The organism is Kitasatospora purpeofusca, from assembly GCF_034043715.1.
Taxonomy (GTDB): Bacteria; Actinomycetota; Actinomycetes; order Streptomycetales; family Streptomycetaceae; genus Kitasatospora; species Kitasatospora purpeofusca_A.
In genome coordinates, this window is the sequence record NZ_JAXCLC010000040.1 from 63,692 (window position 1) to 81,673 (window position 17,982).

The window sequence follows — 17,982 nt, forward strand, 5'->3', positions numbered from 1 at the left end:
TGCAGCAGTGGATGGGCGGGCGCTGTGTGTTCTAGCAGCGCCACCCATGCCGTACCGCGCGCCGAGGCGAACGGCCAGGCGTCCAACGGAAGAACGTTTTGCCTGGCATGAACCGGGTGAGGGCCCGGACGTGTCGTGGGGGACGTGAGGCAGGAAGGGCGTCGGGCGTCAGCCGTCGGTGAGGGCGTCAGCTATCGGTGAGCGTCAGCCGGATGCCGATCGTGCCGCGCTCTCCGCGCCGCAGCCGGCTGCCGAGCACCGTGACGACGCCGACCAGCCCGTACTTCTGCCGCAGCAGCGTCCGGTAGGCGGCGGTGCGCTCGGGGCCGAGGATCTCGGCCGTGGCCGGGACGGACTCGCCGGTCGGATTGCCCCGGACGTCGCAGGGGCCGACCAGGACGTCGGGGCGGTTGCGGATCCGCTTGACCTTCCACGAGTCGGTGACGGTCCAGACGCCGAGCGCCTCCCCGTCGCGCACCACCCACACCGGCGTCGGCACGGCGGTGCCGTCCTTCTTGAAGGTGGTGACCAGCAGGTAGCTGCCGGAGGAGAGGCTGACGAGGCGTTCGAGCCGTTCCTGCCGGTGCGGGTCGGGGTGGGGAGTGGCGCTCATGCGGGGCATTCTAGGGCCCGCCCGACACGTGCACCCCCAGGAGCAGCGCCGACTCCGGGCCGCTCCGGCCGGTGCTGCTCGCCGGAGGAGCCTCTGCGAGGCTGGCCACGGCATGTTCGTCACTGACGGACGCTCAGATCTGGTCGGGTTCGTCCGGAAAGGTGTCACTGCGCAGATGGAACCGGTGTCAATGGCCGTTGACGGATCTCAGACCGTATTCACAGGCGCCCTCGTCCTGGCGATTCCGGTCGCACTGCTGGCGGGGCTGCTCTCGTTCCTCTCGCCGTGCATTCTCCCGCTGGTGCCGGGATATCTTTCCTATGTCACCGGATTCTCGGCGTCCGACCTCGCGGACGCCGAGGGGAGGAAGCGTGGGCAGGTGGTCCTGGGGACGCTTCTGTTCATCCTCGGATTCACCGTCGTATTCGTTTCGGCAGGTGCGTTGTTCGGATATTTCGGCAATACCCTGGCGGAGAACCAGCGTACCGTCCAGATATTCTCCGGAGTGATGACGATCCTGATGGGAGTCTTTTTCTCCGGCCTGTTCTCCGGGCTCTCGCAGCGGGAGTTCCGGAGTCGCTACCGGCCGGCGGTCGGCCTGGCGGGGGCGCCGGTCCTGGGGATCGTCTTCGGTGTGGGGTGGACGCCGTGCATCGGACCGACCGCGTCCGCCGTCCAGACGCTCGCCCTCAGTGAGAGCGATCCGATTCGAGGGGCCCTGCTGGGTTTCTTCTACTGTGCGGGTCTCGGGATCCCGTTCCTCGTTTCGTCCCTGGTCTTCCGGCGGGCGATGGGGACCCTCGGCTGGGTCAAGCGCCGTCATCGAGGGGTCATGCGATTCGGCGGAGGAATGCTTGTGCTCGTCGGCATCATGCTGCTGACCGGGGCATGGGCAGATCTCGTGGACTTCCTGCGGGTCTGGGCGGCCGGCCACCTGCCGGACAGCCTTGTGGCCATCTGACCGGTTGTTGTTCACGTTTCAGGGGCGGCGGCCCCGGCGCGGGATGGTGGTCGCGGTGACCCGGGCGCCGGTGGCGCGGGCCAGGGAGCGGGCGCGGCGGGTGAGGCGTCGGCGGGTGCCGCCGCCCACCGCTGTGGCGCCGCCGGCGGCGGTGGCCCCGCGTGGGGCGGGACCGGACGCCGGCCGGGACGGTACGGAGTACGCGACGTGCGGGGCGTAGTCCGGTCGCGGGGGGACCGGGACGCCGCCGGGCAGTACGGGGAGTACGGGGAGCGCGGCTGCCGCGCTGTGTGGACGCCGCCGGGTGCGCAGTCGGCCGGCGGCGGCCCAGAGGGCCAGTGCGGCGCCGAACGCGAGGGCCGTCCAGCCGGCCGGGCCGAGGGTGTGGTCGGCCTGCTGGATCGCGTGCGGCAGGATGCCGGAGGCCGGCGCCTCGGCGGCCGGGGCGGCGGACGCTCCGGGCGCGGCCTCCTCCTCGACGAGCCGTCCGACCGGTTCGACCTTGCCGGCCGCCGCGAAGCCCCAGTCCAGCAGCGCGGCCGCCTCGTCGTAGACCTTGGACTGCTGCTCCGGGTGCATCACCGTCACCAGCAGGGTCCGGCCGTCGCGTTCGGCCGCGCCGGTGAAGGTGGCGCCCGCGTTGGTGGTGTAGCCGTTCTTCACCCCGATCAGGCCCGGGTACTTGCCCAGCAGCCGGTCCGTGTTGGCGATGTCGAACGCGGACCGCTGCCCCGTCGCCTTGTCCAGGGCGCCGGGGAAGCGGGCGGTGCGGGTCGCGCAGTAGCCGCGGAAGTCGGGGTTGCGCAGCCCGGCGCGGGCGAACAGCGTGAGGTCGTACGCCGAGGAGACCTGGCCGTCCTGGTCGTAGCCCTCCGGGGAGACCACCCGGGTGTCGCGCGCCTGGAGGGCGGTCGCCCGCTCCTGCATCTGGGTGACGGTGTTGGCCAGGCCGCCGTTCATGTGGGACAGCACGTGCACGGCGTCGTTGCCGGAGGCGAGGAAGACGCCGCGCCAGAGGTCCTCGACCCGGTACGGCAGGTTCTCCTTGATCCCGACCAGGCTGCTGCCCGCGCCCAGCGCGGCGAGTTCGGCGGGAGTGACCCGGTGCTCCAGGGCGCGGTCGAACTTCGGCAGCACGGTGTCGGCGAACAGCATCTTGAGGGTGCTGGCGGGCGGCAGCGGGAGGTGGGCGTTGCGCGCGGCGAGCACCTCGCCGGTCGCGGCGTCGGCGATCAGCCAGGACCGCCCGGTCAGGGTGGCCGGAAGCTCGGGCGCCCCGGTCCGGGGCGCTACCTGGACGGCGGGCCGGCCCAGCCGCTCGCCGCCGACCACGGCGGCGGCGTCCTGCGCGGTACCCGCCGTGCCCGCTGCCGTGCCGGCCGCCGCGGGCGCGGAGGACGGGGCGGGGGACAGCGCGGGGGAGGGGGCCGCGGAGCGGGCCGAGGAGGCGGCCGGGGAAGGGGCCGGGGAGGCGGCCGAGGCGGCGGGCACGCCGGCCGCGAGGACCAGGACGGCGACGGCACCGGCCGCCGCCGGCCGCCCGGCCCGGGCGCGCCTGCTGACGTGGAGTGACCTCTGCTGCACACCGCGAACTTACCCGGACGGCCGCCGCCCCGCCCTGCCCGCTGCTCCGTCCGGGCCCTCCCGCACCGCACGGCGGCCTGCTACGGTACGGCCCATGTCCTTCCTCCGTGCGTAGCAGGCCCGACGCGACCGCGCCCCGACCGATCGGGAACCGCGCGGCCCTCCGGTGTCCCCGTACGCACCTCCGGTGCCGCCCGCCGTGACCTCCCCGGCCCGCGGACCGGACTTCCTTGAGGACGTTCACCGTGCCCTCCACCGTCTCCGCGCCTCCGCGCGGCCCGTCCGCACGCCCCGGCTACCGCGCCGTGCTCGGCGCCCCGCACGCCGGCCGCACCTTCGCCGCCGCGCTGCTCGGCCGCCTCTCCTACGGGGTGGTCCCGCTCGCCCTGCTGCTCACCGTCCGCGAGGCCACCGGCTCCTACTCCGCGGCCGGCGCGGCGATGGCCCTGTTCGCGCTCGCCAGTGTCCTCCTCTCGCCGGTCCGGGCCGGGCTGGTCGACCGCCACGGTCCCCGGCGGGTGCTGCCGCCGATGGCCGTGCTGTACGGCGCCCTGCTGCTCGCCGTGGTCGCGGCCACGGCCCGGCCGGGCGCCGCTCCGGCGGCGGTCGGCGCGCTCGTCGTCGCGGCGGGCGCCTGCACACCGCCGCTGGGTCCGGTGATGCGGACGTTCTGGCGGCGGCTCCTTCCCGACCCGGTGCTGCTGCGCCGCGCGTTCAGCCTGGACGGCGTCGCGGAGGAACTGCTATTCGTCACCGGACCGCTGCTGGTCGGTCTGCTGCTTCCGCTGGTCGGCCCCGGTGGTGCGGTGGCCGTGGGCGCGGGGCTGCTGATCGCCGGGGCCCTGCTGCTGGTCGCCTCGCCGGTGGCGGCGGACGGACCGGGCGCTCCGGGCGAAGTGGACGCACCGGGTGCAGTGGACGGCCCCGACGATGCGGCAGCGCCGGTCGCGGACCGTCGGCGCCGCCGCCGTCGCCGGACACCGCTCGGCGGCGGCCGGGCGCTGCGCGCCGCGGTGCTCGCCTCCGGCGTGACCGGGCTGGCGCTGGGCGCGCTGGACCTCATGGTGCTCGCCTTCGCCGAGGACCGCGGGCGGCCGGAGGCGGTCGGCTGGATCCTGGCCGCGCTGTCCGCCGGGAGCGCGGCCGGCGGTCTCGGGCTGGGCGCACTGGACCGGCCGGTGCCGAACGCCGTCCGGCTGCCGCTGTTCACCGCCGGCCTGGGCCTGTCCCTGGCCGCCGCCGGGCTCGCACCCGGCCCGGTCCTGCTCGGCGTGGCCGCCGGGGTCGCCGGCTTCTTCGTCTCGCCCGCCCTGACCACCTCCTACCTGGTCGCGGACGAGGCGGTCGCCCCGGAGGCCAGGACCAGGGCCGGCGCCTGGGTGAACACCGCCTTCAACGCCGGTTCGGCCGTCGGCGGCGCGGGCGTGGGCCTGCTGGTCGGACATCTGCCGCTGCCGCTCTGCTTCGCCCTGGCCGCCGCCCCGGCGCTCGCCGCCGTGCCCGTGCTGCTGCGGATGCGCGACTTTGGTGGGTCCCGGTCGCGCCGAAAGTCGGATCCCGCCGGCGACCTGGCTGCCTAACGTCGGGATCATGAAGAACCTGCTGGGATTCGTGAGCTTCGTCCTGATCGTCGGCGGCATCAACGGCCTCCTCGTCGACCACCTGTGGGGCCTGCACGTCTTCGGCTTCGTGCGCTACCTCGTCCCCGCCGACCACCGGACCGCCGGCTACTTCGTGCTGATCGCGGTGGGCGCCCTGCTGGCCGCCGCGACGGCGCTGCTCGACCGGCGGGAGGGCGGGGGCCGGACGCGGCGCGACAGCGGGGACTGACTCCGGCGGGGCGACGGGACCGGCGGCGGACGGGCGGCGGACGGGCGACGGACCGGTACCGGACCGGCACCGGACGGGCGGCGGCGGGGAACGAACGGTCGGCCGCCGCCCGTTCTGCGGGGTGACGCGTCGTCGACGAGGAGGGCCGCATGACCAAGCAGGCGTACGGACATATCGCGCACCGTCGGATCGAGGTGAACGGAGTCCGGCTGCACGTCGCCGAACAGGGGGAGGGGCCACTGGTCCTGCTGCTGCACGGCTTCCCGGAGAGCTGGTACTCCTGGCGGCACCAGTTCGCCCCGCTCGCCGAGGCCGGCTACCGCGTGGTCGCCGTCGACCAGCGCGGCTACGCCCGCAGCGAGCAGCCCGAGTCGGTCGACGCGTACACCCTGCTGCACCTGGTCGGCGACGTCTCCGCGCTGATCGGCGCCCTCGGCGAGGAGAGCGCCGTCCTGGTCGGCCATGACTGGGGTGCCCCGGTCGCCTGGAGCACGGCCGCGCTGCGCCCCGACCTGGTGCGCGGTGTGGCGGGGCTGAGCGTGCCGCCGCTGCCCACCCTCGGCCTGCCGCCGCTGGCCCAGGCCCGGGAGCGGTTCGGCGAGGGCTTCTACCAGATCTACTTCCAGCGCCCCGGTGTCGCGGACGCCGAGCTCGCCCGGGACCTGCACTCGACGTTCCGCCGGATGCTGTCCAGCGGCGCCGGGGGGCGCCCGGACGGCGGGGGACCGCGGGCGTGGGTGATCCGCGAGGGGCAGACCCTGCTGAGCAGCGTCCCCGAGCCCGAGAAGCTGCCGGACTGGCTCTCGGAGGCGGACATCGAGGCCTTCGTCGCCGACTACGCCGAGCACGGCGAGCGGGCGTTCACCGGCGGTCTCAACTGGTACCGCAACATCGACCGGAACAACGAGCTGCTCGCCGGGCTGGCCGGGCGGCCGGTGGAGGTACCGGCCCTCTATGTGGCGGGGGACCAGGACATGGTCATGGCCCTGATCCCCGAGGAGGCGATGCGCGGACTGCTGGAGCGCCTGGCACCGAAGCTGTACCGGCGCGTCACGCTTCCGGGCGTCGGCCACTGGACCCAGCAGGAGAGCCCGGCGGAGGTCAACGCGGCCCTGCTCGACTTCCTCGGGCACCTGGACGGCTGAGAAGGTGTCGGGTAATTGATCAACTGCGCGGGGTGATGCGGTGGCGGTGGTCCTCGCGGTCGGGACGGCCGTGAGGACCACCGCCGGGTGTGCCCGTGCGTGCAAGCGTTCTACGACTCGTCGGCGACGGACGCCCAGGGGGCGGTGGCCGAGCAACTGCCGCCCATGTGGGTATCACGCGGCCCCGCCGTCGGGACCGGAGCGGTCCGCCGCCTCACCGACGACCTCGAGAACGGGTGATCAACCGACTACCTGACACTTTCTCGGACGACCAGGACCCGGCGCCCCCGGGTGTGGCCGGCGCGGCTGTCGGCGTGGGCCGCCGCCGCCTCGCTGAGCGGGTACGACTTCTCGACCGGGATGTGGAGCCCGCCCCGGGAGATCAGGTCGACGGCCTCGGCCAGCGCGTCCGGCACGCTCCCGGCCACGCCGGAGAACCGGACGCCCAGCCGCGGCGCACCGAGGTCGGCGATGGAGACGACCTTGCGCGGGTCGCCGGTCAGCTCGACGAGTTCGCGGATCACGCCCGAGCCGGCCAGGTCGAGGGCCGCGTCGACCCGGCCCAGGTGCCGCACCCGTTCGACCCAGCCCTCGCCGTAGGTCGTGGCCAGGGCGCCCAGGCCGCGCAGGTAGTCCTGGTTCGCGGCCCCGGCCGTGCCGATCACCGTGATGCCGCGCGCGCGGGCGACCTGCAGCACCGCCGACCCGACGCCGCCGGACGCGCCGCTGACCAGCAGCGTCTGACCCTGCCGCACGCCGACCTCGCGGACGACGCGCAGCGCGGTCTCCATCACCGACGGGTAGCCGGCCGCCTCCTCGAAGGTCAGCCCCTCGGGCATCCGGGCCCAGGCCGACAGCACGGCGAATTCGGCGTACGTGTCGGTGCCTTCGCCGAACACGCGGTCTCCGATCCCGACGCCTTCGACGCCCGCACCGACCTCGTCCACCACCCCGGCGGCGTCCAGTCCGACCCCGGCGGGCAGTTCGACCGGGTGGGCTCCCAGGACCTGGCCCTCCCGGATCCTCCAGTCGACGGGGTTGACACCCGCCGCCCGTACGGCGATGCGTATCCGGCCGGGGCCCGCGTGGGGTTCCTCGGCCTCCACCAGTCGCAGGACCTCGGGACCGCCGAACTCGGCGAAGCTGATTTTCCTCATGCGACCGACGATAGCCATAACCGTTAGGATTTCACAACGGCTAGTGATTCGTACCTGGTAGTGTCAGGGCATGACCGAGCCGCCCGGACGCCGCGAACGCAAGAAGGCCGCGACCCGTCAGAGGATCGCGGCCACCGCGCTGCGGCTCTTCCTGGAGCGCGGGTACGACGCCGTGGGCATCCGTGACGTGGCGGCCGAGGCCGACGTGGCCGTCACCACCGTCTTCGCCCACTTCGCCTCCAAGGAGGCCCTGGTGTTCGAGCGCGACCAGGACTTCGAGCAGCGCCTCACCCGGGCGGTGACCGACCGGGCTCCGGACGAGCCGCCCGTTCCGGCGCTGCACCGCGAGGTCCAGGCCCTGGTGCGGCACTGCACGGCGCAGGACAGCGCCCCCGTCCGACGCATGATCGAGGGATCACCCGCCCTGCGGGAGTACGAGGAGTCGATGGGCCTGCGCCACGCGCAGGCGCTGGCAGCGGCGCTGGCCGCCGACCCCCGCCTGTCCCGGAGCACGACGGCCTGCCGCGCGACCGCACGGTTCGCCATCGACGCCTACGCGCTGGCCTGCCGGGCGGACGATCCCGAGGCCACGGTGGACGAGGTCTTCCGGATGATCCAGGCGGCCTGGGAAGCCACCGCACCCCGATCAAGTGTTGGGTAGACGATCCCCGGGGCGGCCTCCCGCTCCGACGGCTCAGACCGGCAGCAGACGGGCGATGAACTCGCCGAGCCGGCGGGCGTTGCGGCAGCAGTGCATCGGCACCACCTGGGCGTAGGCGGGGGCGGCGGAGTCGCCGGTGCCCCAGAGGGCGGGCTGTTCCGGGTTGAGCCAGTGGACCTGGCGGGCGCGGGCCGCGATCAGCCGCAGGGCCGGCAGGTGCGGGTCCCGGTAGTTGTTCCGGGCGTCGCCGAGGATCAGCACGGCGGTCCGCGGGCCCACGGCGTCCAGGTGGCGTTCGGCGAACTCGCCGAGGGCCGAGCCGTAGTCGCTGTTGCCGTGGTGCCCCATCACCTTGGCCTCGGTGAGGATGCGCCGGGCCAGCGTGGCCGGGTCGCCGCCGCCGCGGGTGAGCAGGTCCGTCACCTCGGCGGTGCGGTTGACGAACGCGAACACCCGGACCTTGCTGAACTGGTCGCGCATCGCCTGGACCAGCAGCAGGGTGAAGTCGGAGAAGCCCGCCACCGAGCCGGACACGTCGCAGAGCAGGACGAGTTCGGGCCGGGCGGGGCGGCGCAGCCGGTGGGCGGGGCGCAGCGGGACGCCGCCGGTGGAGAGCGAGCGGCGCAGGGTGCGCCGCAGGTCGATCCGCCCGCGGGCGGCCCGGCGCCGGCGCGCGGCCAGCCGGGTGGCCAGCTTCCGGGCCAACGGGTGGACGGTGCGGCGGAGTTCGGCGAGCTGGTCGCGGCCGGCGGTGAGGAAGTCGATCCGGTCGGGGCTCGGTGCGACGGCGCGCTCGGCGAGGCGTTCGGTGCCGCGCAGCTCGGCCGCCCGTCGGCGGGCCTCGGTGGCGACCATGGTGCGGAAGCCCTGGATGCGACGGCGGATCTCGTCGGGCAGGACGTGCTCGGCGAGGTCGGGCGCGGCGTCGAGTCCCCCGGCACCGGCACCGGCCCCGGCGCGCAGGACGGCCAGCACCCGGGCCAGCAGGGTCTCCGGCGCGAGCCGGCCGAGGGTCTGGTAGGCCGACCAGCCGTCGTTGCCGGGCCGGCCGGCGGCGCCGGCGCCGCCGTACCGGCCGAACGCCGCCACCGCCTCGCCGGCGAGCCCGGTCAGGGCGGCCGGGTCGTCGGCGGCGAGCGCCGCCACGAGCCGCGCCCGGAGGTCCTCGCGGAGCGCGGCCGGGTCCTGCTCCGGGCCCGCAGGGTCGGCGGGACCGCGCGCGCCGGGATCGGCCGGGTCGGCAGGGCGGGCCGGGTCCGGAGCCTGCCGCGCCGAGGCCCGGCGCACCGCCTCCGGATCGCCGACGCCGAGCGGGAAGAACAGGTCGAAGGCGGCGTCGAAGACCCCCCGTTGCCCGTCGGTGCGCAGCAGCGCGGCGGCGAGTCCGGCCCGGACCTGCTCGCGCTCGGCGAGGCCGAGGACGGTCAGGACGGCCGCGGCGTCGACCGTCTCGGCGGGCCCGATCCGCAGGCCGTGGGTGCGCAGCGCGCGCACGAAGGCGGTCAGCCGGGTGGCGAGATCGGCGGGGGCGGGGGGTCCGCCGAGCGGGCCGGCGGGAGCGGACGGGGACGGGACGGTCATGCGAGGGTGAGCTTCTGCGCGGCCTTCAGCACGTCGTCCTGGTGCTTGAGGACGACCCCGAGGGTGGCCCGGACGACCGTCTCGTCCAGGGTGTCGGCGCCGAGCGCGAGCAGGGTTCGGGCCCAGTCGACCGTCTCGGCGACCGAGGGGGCCTTGCGCAGCTCCAGCGCCCGCAGCGCGCCGACCACCCGGACCAGCGACTCGGCCAGCGCCGCGTCCAGCCCGGGGACGCGCAGCCGGACGATCCGGCGCTCGAGTTCGGCCTCCGGGTAGTCGAGGTGGAGGAAGAGGCAGCGGCGGCGCAGCGCCTCGGAGAGTTCCCGGGTGGCGTTGGAGGTGAGCAGGACGAAGGGGCGGCGGGTCGCCGTGATGGTGCCCAGTTCGGGCACGGTGACCTGGTAGTCGCTGAGCACTTCGAGCAGCAGGGCCTCGACCTCGACGTCGGCCTTGTCCATCTCGTCGATGAGCAGCACGGTCGGTTCGTCGCCCCGGATGGCGGTGAGCAGCGGCCGGGTGAGCAGGAAGTCCTCGCCGAAGATGTCGGTGCGGGCCGCGTCCCAGCCCTCGTCCCGCCCGGCGGTGATCCGCAGCAGCTGCTTGGCGTGGTTCCACTCGTAGAGGGCGCGGGACTCGTCGATGCCCTCGTAGCACTGGAGCCGGACCAGCCGGGCCCGGCCGAGTGCGGCGACGGCCTTGGCGAGTTCGGTCTTGCCGACGCCGGCCGGGCCTTCGACCAGGAGCGGCTTGCCGAGCCGGTCGGCGAGGAAGACGGTGGTGGCGACCTCCGTGGAGGCCAGGTAGCCGACCTCGGCGAGCCGTGCGGCCGTGTCGGCCACCGACTCGAAGAACTGCGTGCCCTCGCCGACCATGCCTGCCCCGCATCCCCGTGGTCCGGTGTCTGTCGCCAGCACCCTACCCGTGGGTCACTTCGCTGTCCCGGACACGGCGGCACCCGGGGCCGGGCACCCGGCGCTCGGTGCCGCCGCCTCCGGGAGTCCGGGAGTCCGGGAGTCCGGGAGGTCGGGAGGTCGGGAGTTCGGGGACCCGGGGATCCGGGAGGAAGGAGAACGGGAGCCGGTGGGGCGGGGTGCGGCGGCGGCCGCACCCCGCCCGGTTCCGTACCGGCCCCGGGGGAGGGTCAGTTGATGTAGACGTGCGGGCTGCCGGCCACCGAGCTGTCCTTCACCGGCCCGTAGGTGGCGCTGAAGTACCCGGTCGCGAAGCAGGTGCTCGGGCCGGAGACCTTGGGCAGGGCCTGGGCGTTGAAGCCGATGGTCTGGCCGACGTTGCTGGTGGTGCCGCTGATGCCGGCGGGGGCGCGGTAGACGCAGGTGATGGTGCCGAGGATGGTCTTCAGCACCACCGTGGTCTGGAGCGGTCCGGCGGCGGTGGGGTCGAGCGAGACCGGGTTGCCCGGGGCGTCGCTGACCGAGTTGGTGTAGGGCAGGTTGTTGACGGTGATGCTCTGCACGGCGGTCACGCCGATGACGTTGGCGGTGCAGGAGCCGAAGGTCTGGGCGTTGAGCTGCTCGGTGGCCACCCCGGGCGCGGCCGGGTTGTTGGTGACGGTCGCCGAGAAGGAGGAGGCGGCGCACTTGATGCCGCTCGTCCCGGTGGCGCTGGAGTAGAAGGTGGCGAAGCTGCCGGACGCCAGGTCGGCGGTGAGCACGTCGCCGACGGCGATGTTCGGCCCGCCCACCGAGGTGTGGGTGAGCACGGCGGAGCCGGCGGCCTGGGCGGGGGTCATGGTGCCGGCGGCCAGCACCGCGGCGGCGGCGAGGGCGGTGGCTCCGAGGGTACGGCGGATACGCATGAGGGTGTGCCTCTCCGGGCGAGTCGGGTGGGGGAGCCCGTACGGTCGGTCGGTGTGGGGGTGCGCGCGGCGTTGTCGGCCGCGCCCGGCCGGGACGGGGGAGGGTGTGCGGGGTGGGGCGCCGCGAACGGCGACTCGGCGGGCCCGGCGCCACGGGCCCGCCCGTACGGCGCGGTACCGGCGGCACGACGTTGTGCGGCGGGTACGACGCGGCCTGGACCGGCCGGAAGGAACCGGCCGGGTACGGCTGAGTACGGCGGGGTACGGCGGGGTGGAACGGTCCAACGCAAGTGCGGGGGTGCAGGGTGCACGTCGGCGGCTGCCACCGCCGGGCATGCGTTCGCCATACTGAGCAGTCGGAACGCGTGCGGGCTTCCGGCGGCCTCGGCCGCGGATTGGAAACCCGCCAGTGTTGTAAACCTGATGTCGCGCCAATGTCAAGGCAGTACGCACGAGTTGGGGACAAAAGATGGCGATGGACCCGGATCTCCGTGGGAATGCCGACGTGGTCCTGATCCCCGGTGCGCGCACCGGCCGCGACCCGGCCCGCTCGATCAAACGCGGCCCGAGCCGGCTGCCGCCCGGCGTGGTCGCGGCGACCCAGCGGGAGCGCCTGCTCGACGGCCTGGTCCACACGGTGGCGCAACACGGCTACCAGCGCGCCACGGTGAGCGACATCTGTCGCGCCGCCGGGGTGACCAGGCCGGTCTTCTACGACCTGTTCACCGGCAAGGAGGACGCCTTCCTCGCCGCCCACCGGCACGGCGCCGGGGTGGTGGTCCGGCGGATGGCGCGGGCGTTCGCCGCCTCACCGGACTGGTGCGGCGGGATCCGCGAGGCGCTCCGGGCGATGCTCGGACTGCTGGCCGGTGTGCCGGCCTTCGCGACCATGGCGGTCATCGAACTGGACGCGGTCGGACCGGCCGGGCGCCGCGAGCGGGAGCAACTCCTCGTCCGGTTCCGGGCGTTCTTCGCCGAGGTGCCCGAACTCCCGGACGGCATCGGCGCGGAGGCGATGGTCGACGCGGTGGTCGGTGGCGTCTACTCCACCCTCCAGCGCTGCATCGAGACCGACCGCACCGCCGAACTCCCGGACCTGCTGCCCGCCTTGAGCCTGTTCTGCCTGGCCCCCTTCCTCGGTCCGGCCGAGGCCGCACGCCGTCTGGCCTCGGCCGGGCCGGCGCCGGACCGGGGCCCCGGAGCGGACGGTGATCCTTCGTGCACCCGTATTGACCCGGTCAATACCGGGCAGTAGCTTCCCAGTTACCCACTGCGGCCCGACCGGTCCGCCCCGCTGCCGAGGGGTGGTCCTCCGCTGCCGTGCCGCAGAACGCTGTCCGCGCCAGGACAACGTGCCAGTGCCTGCCCGTCCCCACCAATCGAGGGAGCACACATGGCCACGTCCGAGGACGCCGCCCACCCGACCGCGAACACCGCGGGCCCCGCGTCACCCGCCCAGGACAGAGGCCGGGTCCGGCTGAGGCGCACCGCGCTGATGGCCGTCCCCGCCGTCGCCGCCGGCGCGGTGCTGATGGCCCTGACCGCGCAGGGCGTGCTCGCCGCCCAGTTCGACATTTCCGGCATGCCGTTCGTCGTCACCGCCGACCGCCTGGACGGCGTCGGCTTCGAGCAGTTCGGCAGCCTGGACCACATGATCAAGGACAGTCCCAACGCCGGTGACACCGGTGGCCAGGTACTGGTCGCGGTCTCGGCGATCAAGGAAGCCTCGCTCACCAAGCTGTGCCAGAGCGTCGAACTCGGCGGTATCAACCTGCTGATCAGGGCCGGTGACGCCGGGACGCCCGTCACCGCCACCGACCTCACCACCGACTCCGACCTGCTCTCCGGCGACGCGGAGTTCAAGAACATCGAGATCGGCGGCGACGCCAGCACCTACACCAAGGCCGGCGTGCAGGGCCTGCCCGGGGTCTTCGGCCAGCAGGCCGACACGGTCACGATCCGCAACCTCCGGCAGCACAACTACGCCACCACCGCGGGCGCCTTCAAGCTGCCCAACCTCCGGCTGAGCTTCAGCTCCGAGGGCTGCTGACGGTGGCGGGACCCGAGCCGGGGACACCGGCGGAGGCGGAGGCACAGGTCGAGCCGGAGGCACAGGTCGAGGCACAGGTCGAGCCGGAGGCACCGGCGGGATCCGAGGCGCGGCCGGGGCCCGAGGTACAAGCAGGGCCGAAGGCCCGGGCGGGTGCGGTCGCCCGGGCCCGGCGATCCTGGCGCGGCTGGCGGGGCCGGCGGCCGTTCTGGGGCGGCGTGCTGGTCCTGTTCGGCGGCGCCGAGATCCTCTTCACGGTGCGCGCCCCGCTGCCCGTCGTCCTGCACATCGGGATCCAGGGGCTGGCCGGCTACCTCGTCCCGGCGGTGATGGTGCTCTGCGGCCTGCTGATCCTCTTCAACCCGGCCCAGCGGCTGTTCTACTCGATCCTCGCCGTACTGGCCTCGCTGGGCAGTTGGCTCACCTCCAACCTCGGCGGCTTCCTGCTCGGGATGCTGTTCGGCGTGATCGGCAGCTGCCTCGCCTTCGGGTGGCTGCCCGACCAGCCCCCGCGCCGCCGGTGGCTGCGCCGGGACCGGACCGGACGCAAGGCCGCCGACCCGGCCGGCGTCTGAGGGGGCCGTGGCGGGCGCCGGTCGCGGCCGGTGACCGACGTCCGCCACGGCCGACAGGGCCGGCGCCCCGCCCCCGGCGAAGGGAGAGCGCCGGGGACGGGGCGCCGCTCGTTCCTTCCGCGGCCGGTGGATCGGTCGGCAGGCGTCAGATCGTCGCGGTGTCGATGACGAAGCGGTAGTGCACATCGCTCGCCAGGACCCGCCGGTACGCCTCGTTGATCCGTTCGGCCGGGATCAGCTCGATCTCGGCGCCGATCCCGTGCTCGGCGCAGAAGTCCAGCATCTCCTGCGTCTCCGCCAGACTGCCGATCATCGAGCCCGAGAGCGACCGCCGCCCCAGGAGCAGCGAGTGCGCGCCCAGGCTGACCGGCTTCGCCGGCGCGCCCAGCTGGACCAGCGTGCCGTCGGTGCGCAGCAGCCCGAGGTAGGCGCTCAGGTCCAGGTCGGCCGAGACGGTGTTGAGGATGAGGTCGAACCGTCCGGCGAGTTCGGTGAACGTCGCCGGGTCGGAGGTGGCGCGGTAGTCGTGGGCGCCGAGCCGGAGCCCGTCCTCCCGCTTGCGCAGCGACTGGCTGAGCACGGTGACCTCCGCGCCCTTGGCCCGGGCGAGCCTCACCCCCAGGTGGCCGAGCCCGCCGAGCCCGACCACGGCGACCTTCCGCCCCGGCCCGGCGCCCCAGTGGCTGAGCGGCGAGTAGACCGTGATGCCCGCGCACAGGAGCGGCGCGGCCACGTCCAGCGGCAGTGCTTCGGGGATGCGCAGGGCGTAGTTCTCGTCCACCACCAGCTGCTTCGCGTACCCGCCGTAGGTCGGCGAGCCGTCCCGGCCGCGGCCGTTGTAGGTGAAGACGACGCCGTCCCCGCCCGTGCAGTACTGCTGCAGCCCGGCCCGGCAGTTGTCGCACTCCCGGCAGGAGTCGACGAAGCAGCCGACGCCGACCCGGTCGCCGACCGACCAGCGGGAGACGGCGGAGCCGACCGCTGCGACCACTCCGGCGACCTCGTGGCCCGGGACCATCGGGAAGATGCCCGGCCCCCAGTCCTCGTCGACCTGGTGGATGTCCGAGTGGCAGATCCCGGCGTAGCGGACGTCGATGAGGATGTCCTGCGCGCCGAGCGCCCGGCGCGGCACGGTGGTGCGCTCCAGCGGGGCCTTCGGGGCCGGGGCGGCGTAGACCGCGATCCGGCCGGGCCGGTCGGGGCTCTCCGCCGCGGCGGTGCTGCCGGTGTCGGCGGTGTCTGCGGTGTCTGCGGTGTCTGCGGTGCCTGCGGTGATCGTCGTGTTCGTCATGCCCCAAGACTCGGCGCGCCGTTCGGGCCGGGCCAGGTCAGTGCTTGTCGTACGACCACCGGTCCTACCACCGGTGGTATCACCCACGGCGCCCGCCCGCCGCGGTGGGCGGGCCCATACTGCTGGCATGGACCAGCGCACCGAGCTCAGCGAATTCCTGCGGTCCCGGCGAGCCCGGCTGCGGCCGGCCGATGTCGGCCTGCCCGACTACGGCGGCCGCCGCCGCGTCCCGGGGCTGCGCCGCGAGGAGCTGGCCCAGCTCGCCGGGGTGAGCACGGCCTACTACGTCCGGCTGGAGCAGGGGAACGGCGACAACGTCTCCACGGCCGTCCTGGAGGCGATCGCCCGCGCGCTGCGGCTCGAACCGGCCGAGCGCGAGCACCTGCTGCGGATCACCCGGCCGGTGCGCAGCCGCCCCGGTCGGGGCCGCCCGGCGCGCGCGCAGCAGGTCCGGCCCGAGCTGACGCAGCTGCTGGACGCGATGGACGGTGTCCCGGCCTACATCCTGGGGCGGCGGCTCGACGTGCTGGCCTGGAACCGCCTCGGCAACGCCGTGATCGGCGACGTCGCCGCGCTGCCGCCGGAGCGGCGCAACCTCGCCTGGCACGTCTTCCTCGAACCGGGCACCCGCGACCTCTACCTGGACTGGGAGGGCAAGGCGGTCGACCTGGTGGGGATGCTCCGGCTCGACGCGGGCCGCGACCCGGACGACCCCCGGCTGACCTCGCTGATCGGCGAACTCTCGGTCAAGAGCGAGGACTTCCGGCGGCTGTGGGCGGCGCACAACGTCCTGGACAAGGGGCACGGCGTCAAGGAGCTGTGCCATCCGGTGGTCGGCCGGCTGACCCTGCGCTACGAGACCTTCCGCCCGGCCGGTGACCCGGACCAGGTGCTGGTCGCGTACCACGCCGAGCCGGCCTCGCCGTCGGCCGAGTCGCTGCGGCTGCTGGCGAGCTGGATCGCCACCGGGCCGTCGTCCGGGAGCGCCGCGCCCGCGCGCCGCCCGGAGCAGGAGACCGGCTCCGGGGCCCGGCCCGAATCCGGCTCCGGCTCCGGCTCCGGCTCCGGAGCTTCGTCGACGGGCCGGTAGCCCCGGTTACCGCTACCGCCGGCTACTGCTACCGCTACCGGTAGCAGTACGAGTCCGAGGAGGCGTCGCCGCCCGCCAGGTGCGTCTGGTGCACCCGCAGCCCCCGGAACTCCGCGCCGTGCGGGAAGAAACGGTGGTCCACGGCCATCCCGCCCGTCTCCGGGTCGGCGTCCAGCTTGACGATCCACGGCTCGATGCCGTCGGGGTAGAACTGGTCGTCCCACGCGCCGTAGAGCGAGTTGGTGAGGTAGACCCGCCGCCCGTCCCGGCTGATCTCGACCATCTGCGGCGCGCCGCTCAGCGGGCGGCCCGGCTCGGCCGGGTGCGGGGTCCTGGCCGTCACCCCGCCGAGCCGAACCGAGGCCGTGAGCAGCGGGTGGAACGGGTCCGACACGTCGTACTGGAGCAGCTCGCCGGTGCCCCAGGCCGAGACGTACAGCCAGCGGTCGTCCACCGACAGGTTGATGTCGGTCACCAGCGGCGGCACGGCGCCGAAGGGCTGGAGCACGGGCGGCAGGTCCTCGGCCTTCGCCGGTTCGGCGGGTATCTCGATCACCTTGCGCGCGGTGAACGCCTCGCCCTGCCGGTACCAGAGCCAGACCGAGGCCGAGAGGTCCTCCACATTGGTGACCACCCCGGCGAAGCCCCATTCGGCCTGCGGGTCGTGGGCGGGGCGCAGCTCCAGCACCATCTGGTACTGGTCGCCGAGGTCGATCCGCTGCAGGTGCCGCCCGGTGTCCAGCTCCCAGAAGTGCAGCGCGTGCCCGTACTTGCGGCCGAGCAGCAGCTCGGGCACCACACCGTCCTCGACCATCCACGGGGTGCCCCACTCGCTGGTGACGCCCACATTGCTGCCCAGGTGCCACCAGACGTCGTAGGAGAAGTTCTGCGAGCCGCGCTCCGTCTCCCAGGGGCGCAGCACGTCGAAGGTGGTGTGGTCGAGCAGGGCGACCCCGCCGGGCCCGTCGCCGCCCGCCGCCGCGCCGAGGCAGGAGAGGAAGACGCCTTCCGGCCCGCAGTGCAGGGTGTGGGGCCGCGAGTACCCGGCTCTCGCGGCCAGTTCCTCCGCCGCCACCGTCTTCACGAGTCTCGGCCGGACCGGGTCCGGCCGGGTGTCCAGCACGTGCAGCCGGGACGACCGCAGCCCCGGCAGCAGCAGGTAGCGCCGCTCCGGGCTGTCGTGGCAGGCGTGCGCGAGGGCGCTGGAGCAGGCGTTCCAGCCGAAGTGGTGCAGCTCGTCGCCCACGCCCGGCATGTCGGTGAAGTTGAGCACGCGCCCGTAGCTCGGCGACGCCGGGTCGGTGTCGACGGTGATCAGCGCGTCCGGCCGCTGCGCCGACCGGTCGAACCCGGCGACGTAGGCGAGCTTCTCCGGCGGAGCGGCGATCGCCTCGGCGGGCGTGCGGTACAGGGAGGGATCGCTGTGTCCGGACGGGTGGTCGTCCTGCGGGCCGTGTCCATGCGGCATGCTGGCTCCTCAACTCGCCTGTTCGGCAAGGTAAGTGACAAGGGCCCGGGTAGCCTTGCACGGACTCGCGGGCGCACAGCAGGCGCACGGGGAGCGATCGGGGGGGGGGGGGGGGGGCGCCCCCCCCCCCCCCCCCCCGGCGTGGCCGACGGGGCCCCCGGGG

At 74.3% G+C, this 17,982-nt stretch carries 17 protein-coding genes; 9 read left to right on the forward strand and 8 right to left on the reverse strand.

Annotated elements, in window-relative coordinates; all coding sequences use genetic code 11:
* Window positions 1-187: 187 nt before the first annotated feature.
* Window positions 188-613, reverse strand: coding sequence for a PPOX class F420-dependent oxidoreductase (locus SM793_RS21195; protein ID WP_320439808.1), 426 nt, complete (start codon window positions 611-613; stop codon window positions 188-190).
* Window positions 614-788: 175 nt separating this feature from the next.
* Here SM793_RS21195 and SM793_RS21200 point away from each other — a divergent pair, with 175 nt between their 5' ends.
* Window positions 789-1,574: a cytochrome c biogenesis CcdA family protein gene (locus tag SM793_RS21200; RefSeq protein WP_320439826.1), complete on the forward strand. Its 786-nt coding sequence runs from the start codon at window positions 789-791 to the stop codon at window positions 1,572-1,574.
* 18 nt (window positions 1,575-1,592) lie between these two features.
* Here SM793_RS21200 and SM793_RS21205 read toward each other — a convergent pair whose 3' ends face one another.
* The gene (locus SM793_RS21205; protein ID WP_413816007.1) at window positions 1,593-3,158 is read right to left on the reverse strand and encodes a D-alanyl-D-alanine carboxypeptidase family protein; all 1,566 of its coding nucleotides are present in this window, start codon (window positions 3,156-3,158) and stop codon (window positions 1,593-1,595) included.
* Window positions 3,159-3,403: 245 nt separating this feature from the next.
* Here SM793_RS21205 and SM793_RS21210 point away from each other — a divergent pair, with 245 nt between their 5' ends.
* The 3 genes from SM793_RS21210 to SM793_RS21220 all read left to right on the forward strand — a co-directional run bounded on the left by SM793_RS21210 (window position 3,404) and on the right by SM793_RS21220 (window position 6,133).
* Entirely contained in the window at window positions 3,404-4,738 is a 1,335-nt protein-coding gene (locus SM793_RS21210) for an MFS transporter (RefSeq protein ID WP_320439809.1), read from the forward strand.
* 10 nt (window positions 4,739-4,748) lie between these two features.
* Entirely contained in the window at window positions 4,749-4,988 is a 240-nt protein-coding gene (locus tag SM793_RS21215; protein WP_320439810.1) for a hypothetical protein, read from the forward strand.
* Between the two features lie 149 nt (window positions 4,989-5,137).
* A complete protein-coding gene (locus SM793_RS21220; RefSeq protein ID WP_320439811.1) occupies window positions 5,138-6,133 on the forward strand; it encodes an alpha/beta hydrolase in 996 nt (331 codons plus the stop codon).
* 248 nt (window positions 6,134-6,381) lie between these two features.
* Here SM793_RS21220 and SM793_RS21225 read toward each other — a convergent pair whose 3' ends face one another.
* Entirely contained in the window at window positions 6,382-7,290 is a 909-nt protein-coding gene (locus SM793_RS21225; RefSeq protein WP_320439812.1) for an NADP-dependent oxidoreductase, read from the reverse strand.
* Window positions 7,291-7,360: 70 nt separating this feature from the next.
* On the opposite strand from SM793_RS21225, the gene SM793_RS21230 reads away from it, so the two are divergent.
* Complete coding sequence (locus SM793_RS21230) at window positions 7,361-7,951, forward strand: helix-turn-helix domain-containing protein (protein WP_320439813.1); 591 nt, start codon at window positions 7,361-7,363, stop codon at window positions 7,949-7,951.
* Between the two features lie 33 nt (window positions 7,952-7,984).
* Here SM793_RS21230 and SM793_RS21235 read toward each other — a convergent pair whose 3' ends face one another.
* The 3 genes from SM793_RS21235 to SM793_RS21245 all read right to left on the reverse strand — a co-directional run bounded on the left by SM793_RS21235 (window position 7,985) and on the right by SM793_RS21245 (window position 11,345).
* On the reverse strand, window positions 7,985-9,532 hold the full coding sequence (locus SM793_RS21235; RefSeq protein ID WP_320439814.1) for a VWA domain-containing protein: 1,548 nt from the start codon (window positions 9,530-9,532) through the stop codon (window positions 7,985-7,987).
* Window positions 9,529-10,401: a MoxR family ATPase gene (locus tag SM793_RS21240; RefSeq protein WP_320439815.1), complete on the reverse strand. Its 873-nt coding sequence runs from the start codon at window positions 10,399-10,401 to the stop codon at window positions 9,529-9,531. The genes SM793_RS21235 and SM793_RS21240 overlap by 4 nt, the downstream gene beginning before the upstream one ends.
* A 269-nt stretch (window positions 10,402-10,670) precedes the next feature.
* Window positions 10,671-11,345 carry a Tat pathway signal sequence domain protein gene (locus SM793_RS21245; RefSeq protein WP_320439816.1) on the reverse strand — a complete coding sequence of 225 codons (675 nt, stop codon included), beginning with the start codon at window positions 11,343-11,345 and terminating at the stop codon, window positions 10,671-10,673.
* A gap of 505 nt (window positions 11,346-11,850) precedes the next feature.
* On the opposite strand from SM793_RS21245, the gene SM793_RS21250 reads away from it, so the two are divergent.
* The 3 genes from SM793_RS21250 to SM793_RS21260 all read left to right on the forward strand — a co-directional run bounded on the left by SM793_RS21250 (window position 11,851) and on the right by SM793_RS21260 (window position 13,970).
* Complete coding sequence (locus SM793_RS21250; RefSeq protein ID WP_320439817.1) at window positions 11,851-12,600, forward strand: TetR/AcrR family transcriptional regulator; 750 nt, start codon at window positions 11,851-11,853, stop codon at window positions 12,598-12,600.
* Window positions 12,601-12,738: 138 nt separating this feature from the next.
* A complete protein-coding gene (locus SM793_RS21255; protein ID WP_320439818.1) occupies window positions 12,739-13,395 on the forward strand; it encodes a DUF6230 family protein in 657 nt (218 codons plus the stop codon).
* Window positions 13,396-13,397: 2 nt separating this feature from the next.
* Window positions 13,398-13,970 (forward strand): DUF6114 domain-containing protein, encoded by a 573-nt coding sequence (locus SM793_RS21260; RefSeq protein WP_413816008.1) that lies wholly within the window; start codon window positions 13,398-13,400, stop codon window positions 13,968-13,970.
* 145 nt (window positions 13,971-14,115) lie between these two features.
* Here SM793_RS21260 and SM793_RS21265 read toward each other — a convergent pair whose 3' ends face one another.
* On the reverse strand, window positions 14,116-15,261 hold the full coding sequence (locus SM793_RS21265) for an NAD(P)-dependent alcohol dehydrogenase (protein ID WP_320439819.1): 1,146 nt from the start codon (window positions 15,259-15,261) through the stop codon (window positions 14,116-14,118).
* A 127-nt stretch (window positions 15,262-15,388) separates the two neighbouring features.
* On the opposite strand from SM793_RS21265, the gene SM793_RS21270 reads away from it, so the two are divergent.
* Window positions 15,389-16,351 carry a helix-turn-helix transcriptional regulator gene (locus SM793_RS21270; protein WP_320439820.1) on the forward strand — a complete coding sequence of 321 codons (963 nt, stop codon included), beginning with the start codon at window positions 15,389-15,391 and terminating at the stop codon, window positions 16,349-16,351.
* Window positions 16,352-16,385: 34 nt separating this feature from the next.
* On the opposite strand, the gene SM793_RS21275 is transcribed toward SM793_RS21270, so the two are convergent.
* Window positions 16,386-17,819 carry a selenium-binding protein SBP56-related protein gene (locus SM793_RS21275; protein WP_320439821.1) on the reverse strand — a complete coding sequence of 478 codons (1,434 nt, stop codon included), beginning with the start codon at window positions 17,817-17,819 and terminating at the stop codon, window positions 16,386-16,388.
* Window positions 17,820-17,982: the final 163 nt, after the last annotated feature.

Excerpts from the sequence above, each read along its gene's own strand:
- SM793_RS21255 (WP_320439818.1), top strand. The coding sequence starts at position 12,739 with ATGGCCACGTCCGAGGACGCCGCCCACCCGACCGCGAACACCGCGGGC.
- SM793_RS21240 (WP_320439815.1), bottom strand. The coding sequence starts at position 10,401 with ATGGTCGGCGAGGGCACGCAGTTCTTCGAGTCGGTGGCCGACACGGCC.
- SM793_RS21230 (WP_320439813.1), top strand. The coding sequence starts at position 7,361 with ATGACCGAGCCGCCCGGACGCCGCGAACGCAAGAAGGCCGCGACCCGT.
- SM793_RS21220 (WP_320439811.1), top strand. The coding sequence starts at position 5,138 with ATGACCAAGCAGGCGTACGGACATATCGCGCACCGTCGGATCGAGGTG.
- SM793_RS21195 (WP_320439808.1), bottom strand. The coding sequence starts at position 613 with ATGAGCGCCACTCCCCACCCCGACCCGCACCGGCAGGAACGGCTCGAA.
- SM793_RS21275 (WP_320439821.1), bottom strand. The coding sequence starts at position 17,819 with ATGCCGCATGGACACGGCCCGCAGGACGACCACCCGTCCGGACACAGC.
- SM793_RS21215 (WP_320439810.1), top strand. The coding sequence starts at position 4,749 with ATGAAGAACCTGCTGGGATTCGTGAGCTTCGTCCTGATCGTCGGCGGC.
- SM793_RS21225 (WP_320439812.1), bottom strand. The coding sequence starts at position 7,290 with ATGAGGAAAATCAGCTTCGCCGAGTTCGGCGGTCCCGAGGTCCTGCGA.
- SM793_RS21235 (WP_320439814.1), bottom strand. The coding sequence starts at position 9,532 with ATGACCGTCCCGTCCCCGTCCGCTCCCGCCGGCCCGCTCGGCGGACCC.
- SM793_RS21245 (WP_320439816.1), bottom strand. The coding sequence starts at position 11,345 with ATGCGTATCCGCCGTACCCTCGGAGCCACCGCCCTCGCCGCCGCCGCG.
- SM793_RS21270 (WP_320439820.1), top strand. The coding sequence starts at position 15,389 with ATGGACCAGCGCACCGAGCTCAGCGAATTCCTGCGGTCCCGGCGAGCC.
- SM793_RS21200 (WP_320439826.1), top strand. The coding sequence starts at position 789 with ATGGAACCGGTGTCAATGGCCGTTGACGGATCTCAGACCGTATTCACA.
- SM793_RS21265 (WP_320439819.1), bottom strand. The coding sequence starts at position 15,261 with ATGACGAACACGACGATCACCGCAGGCACCGCAGACACCGCAGACACC.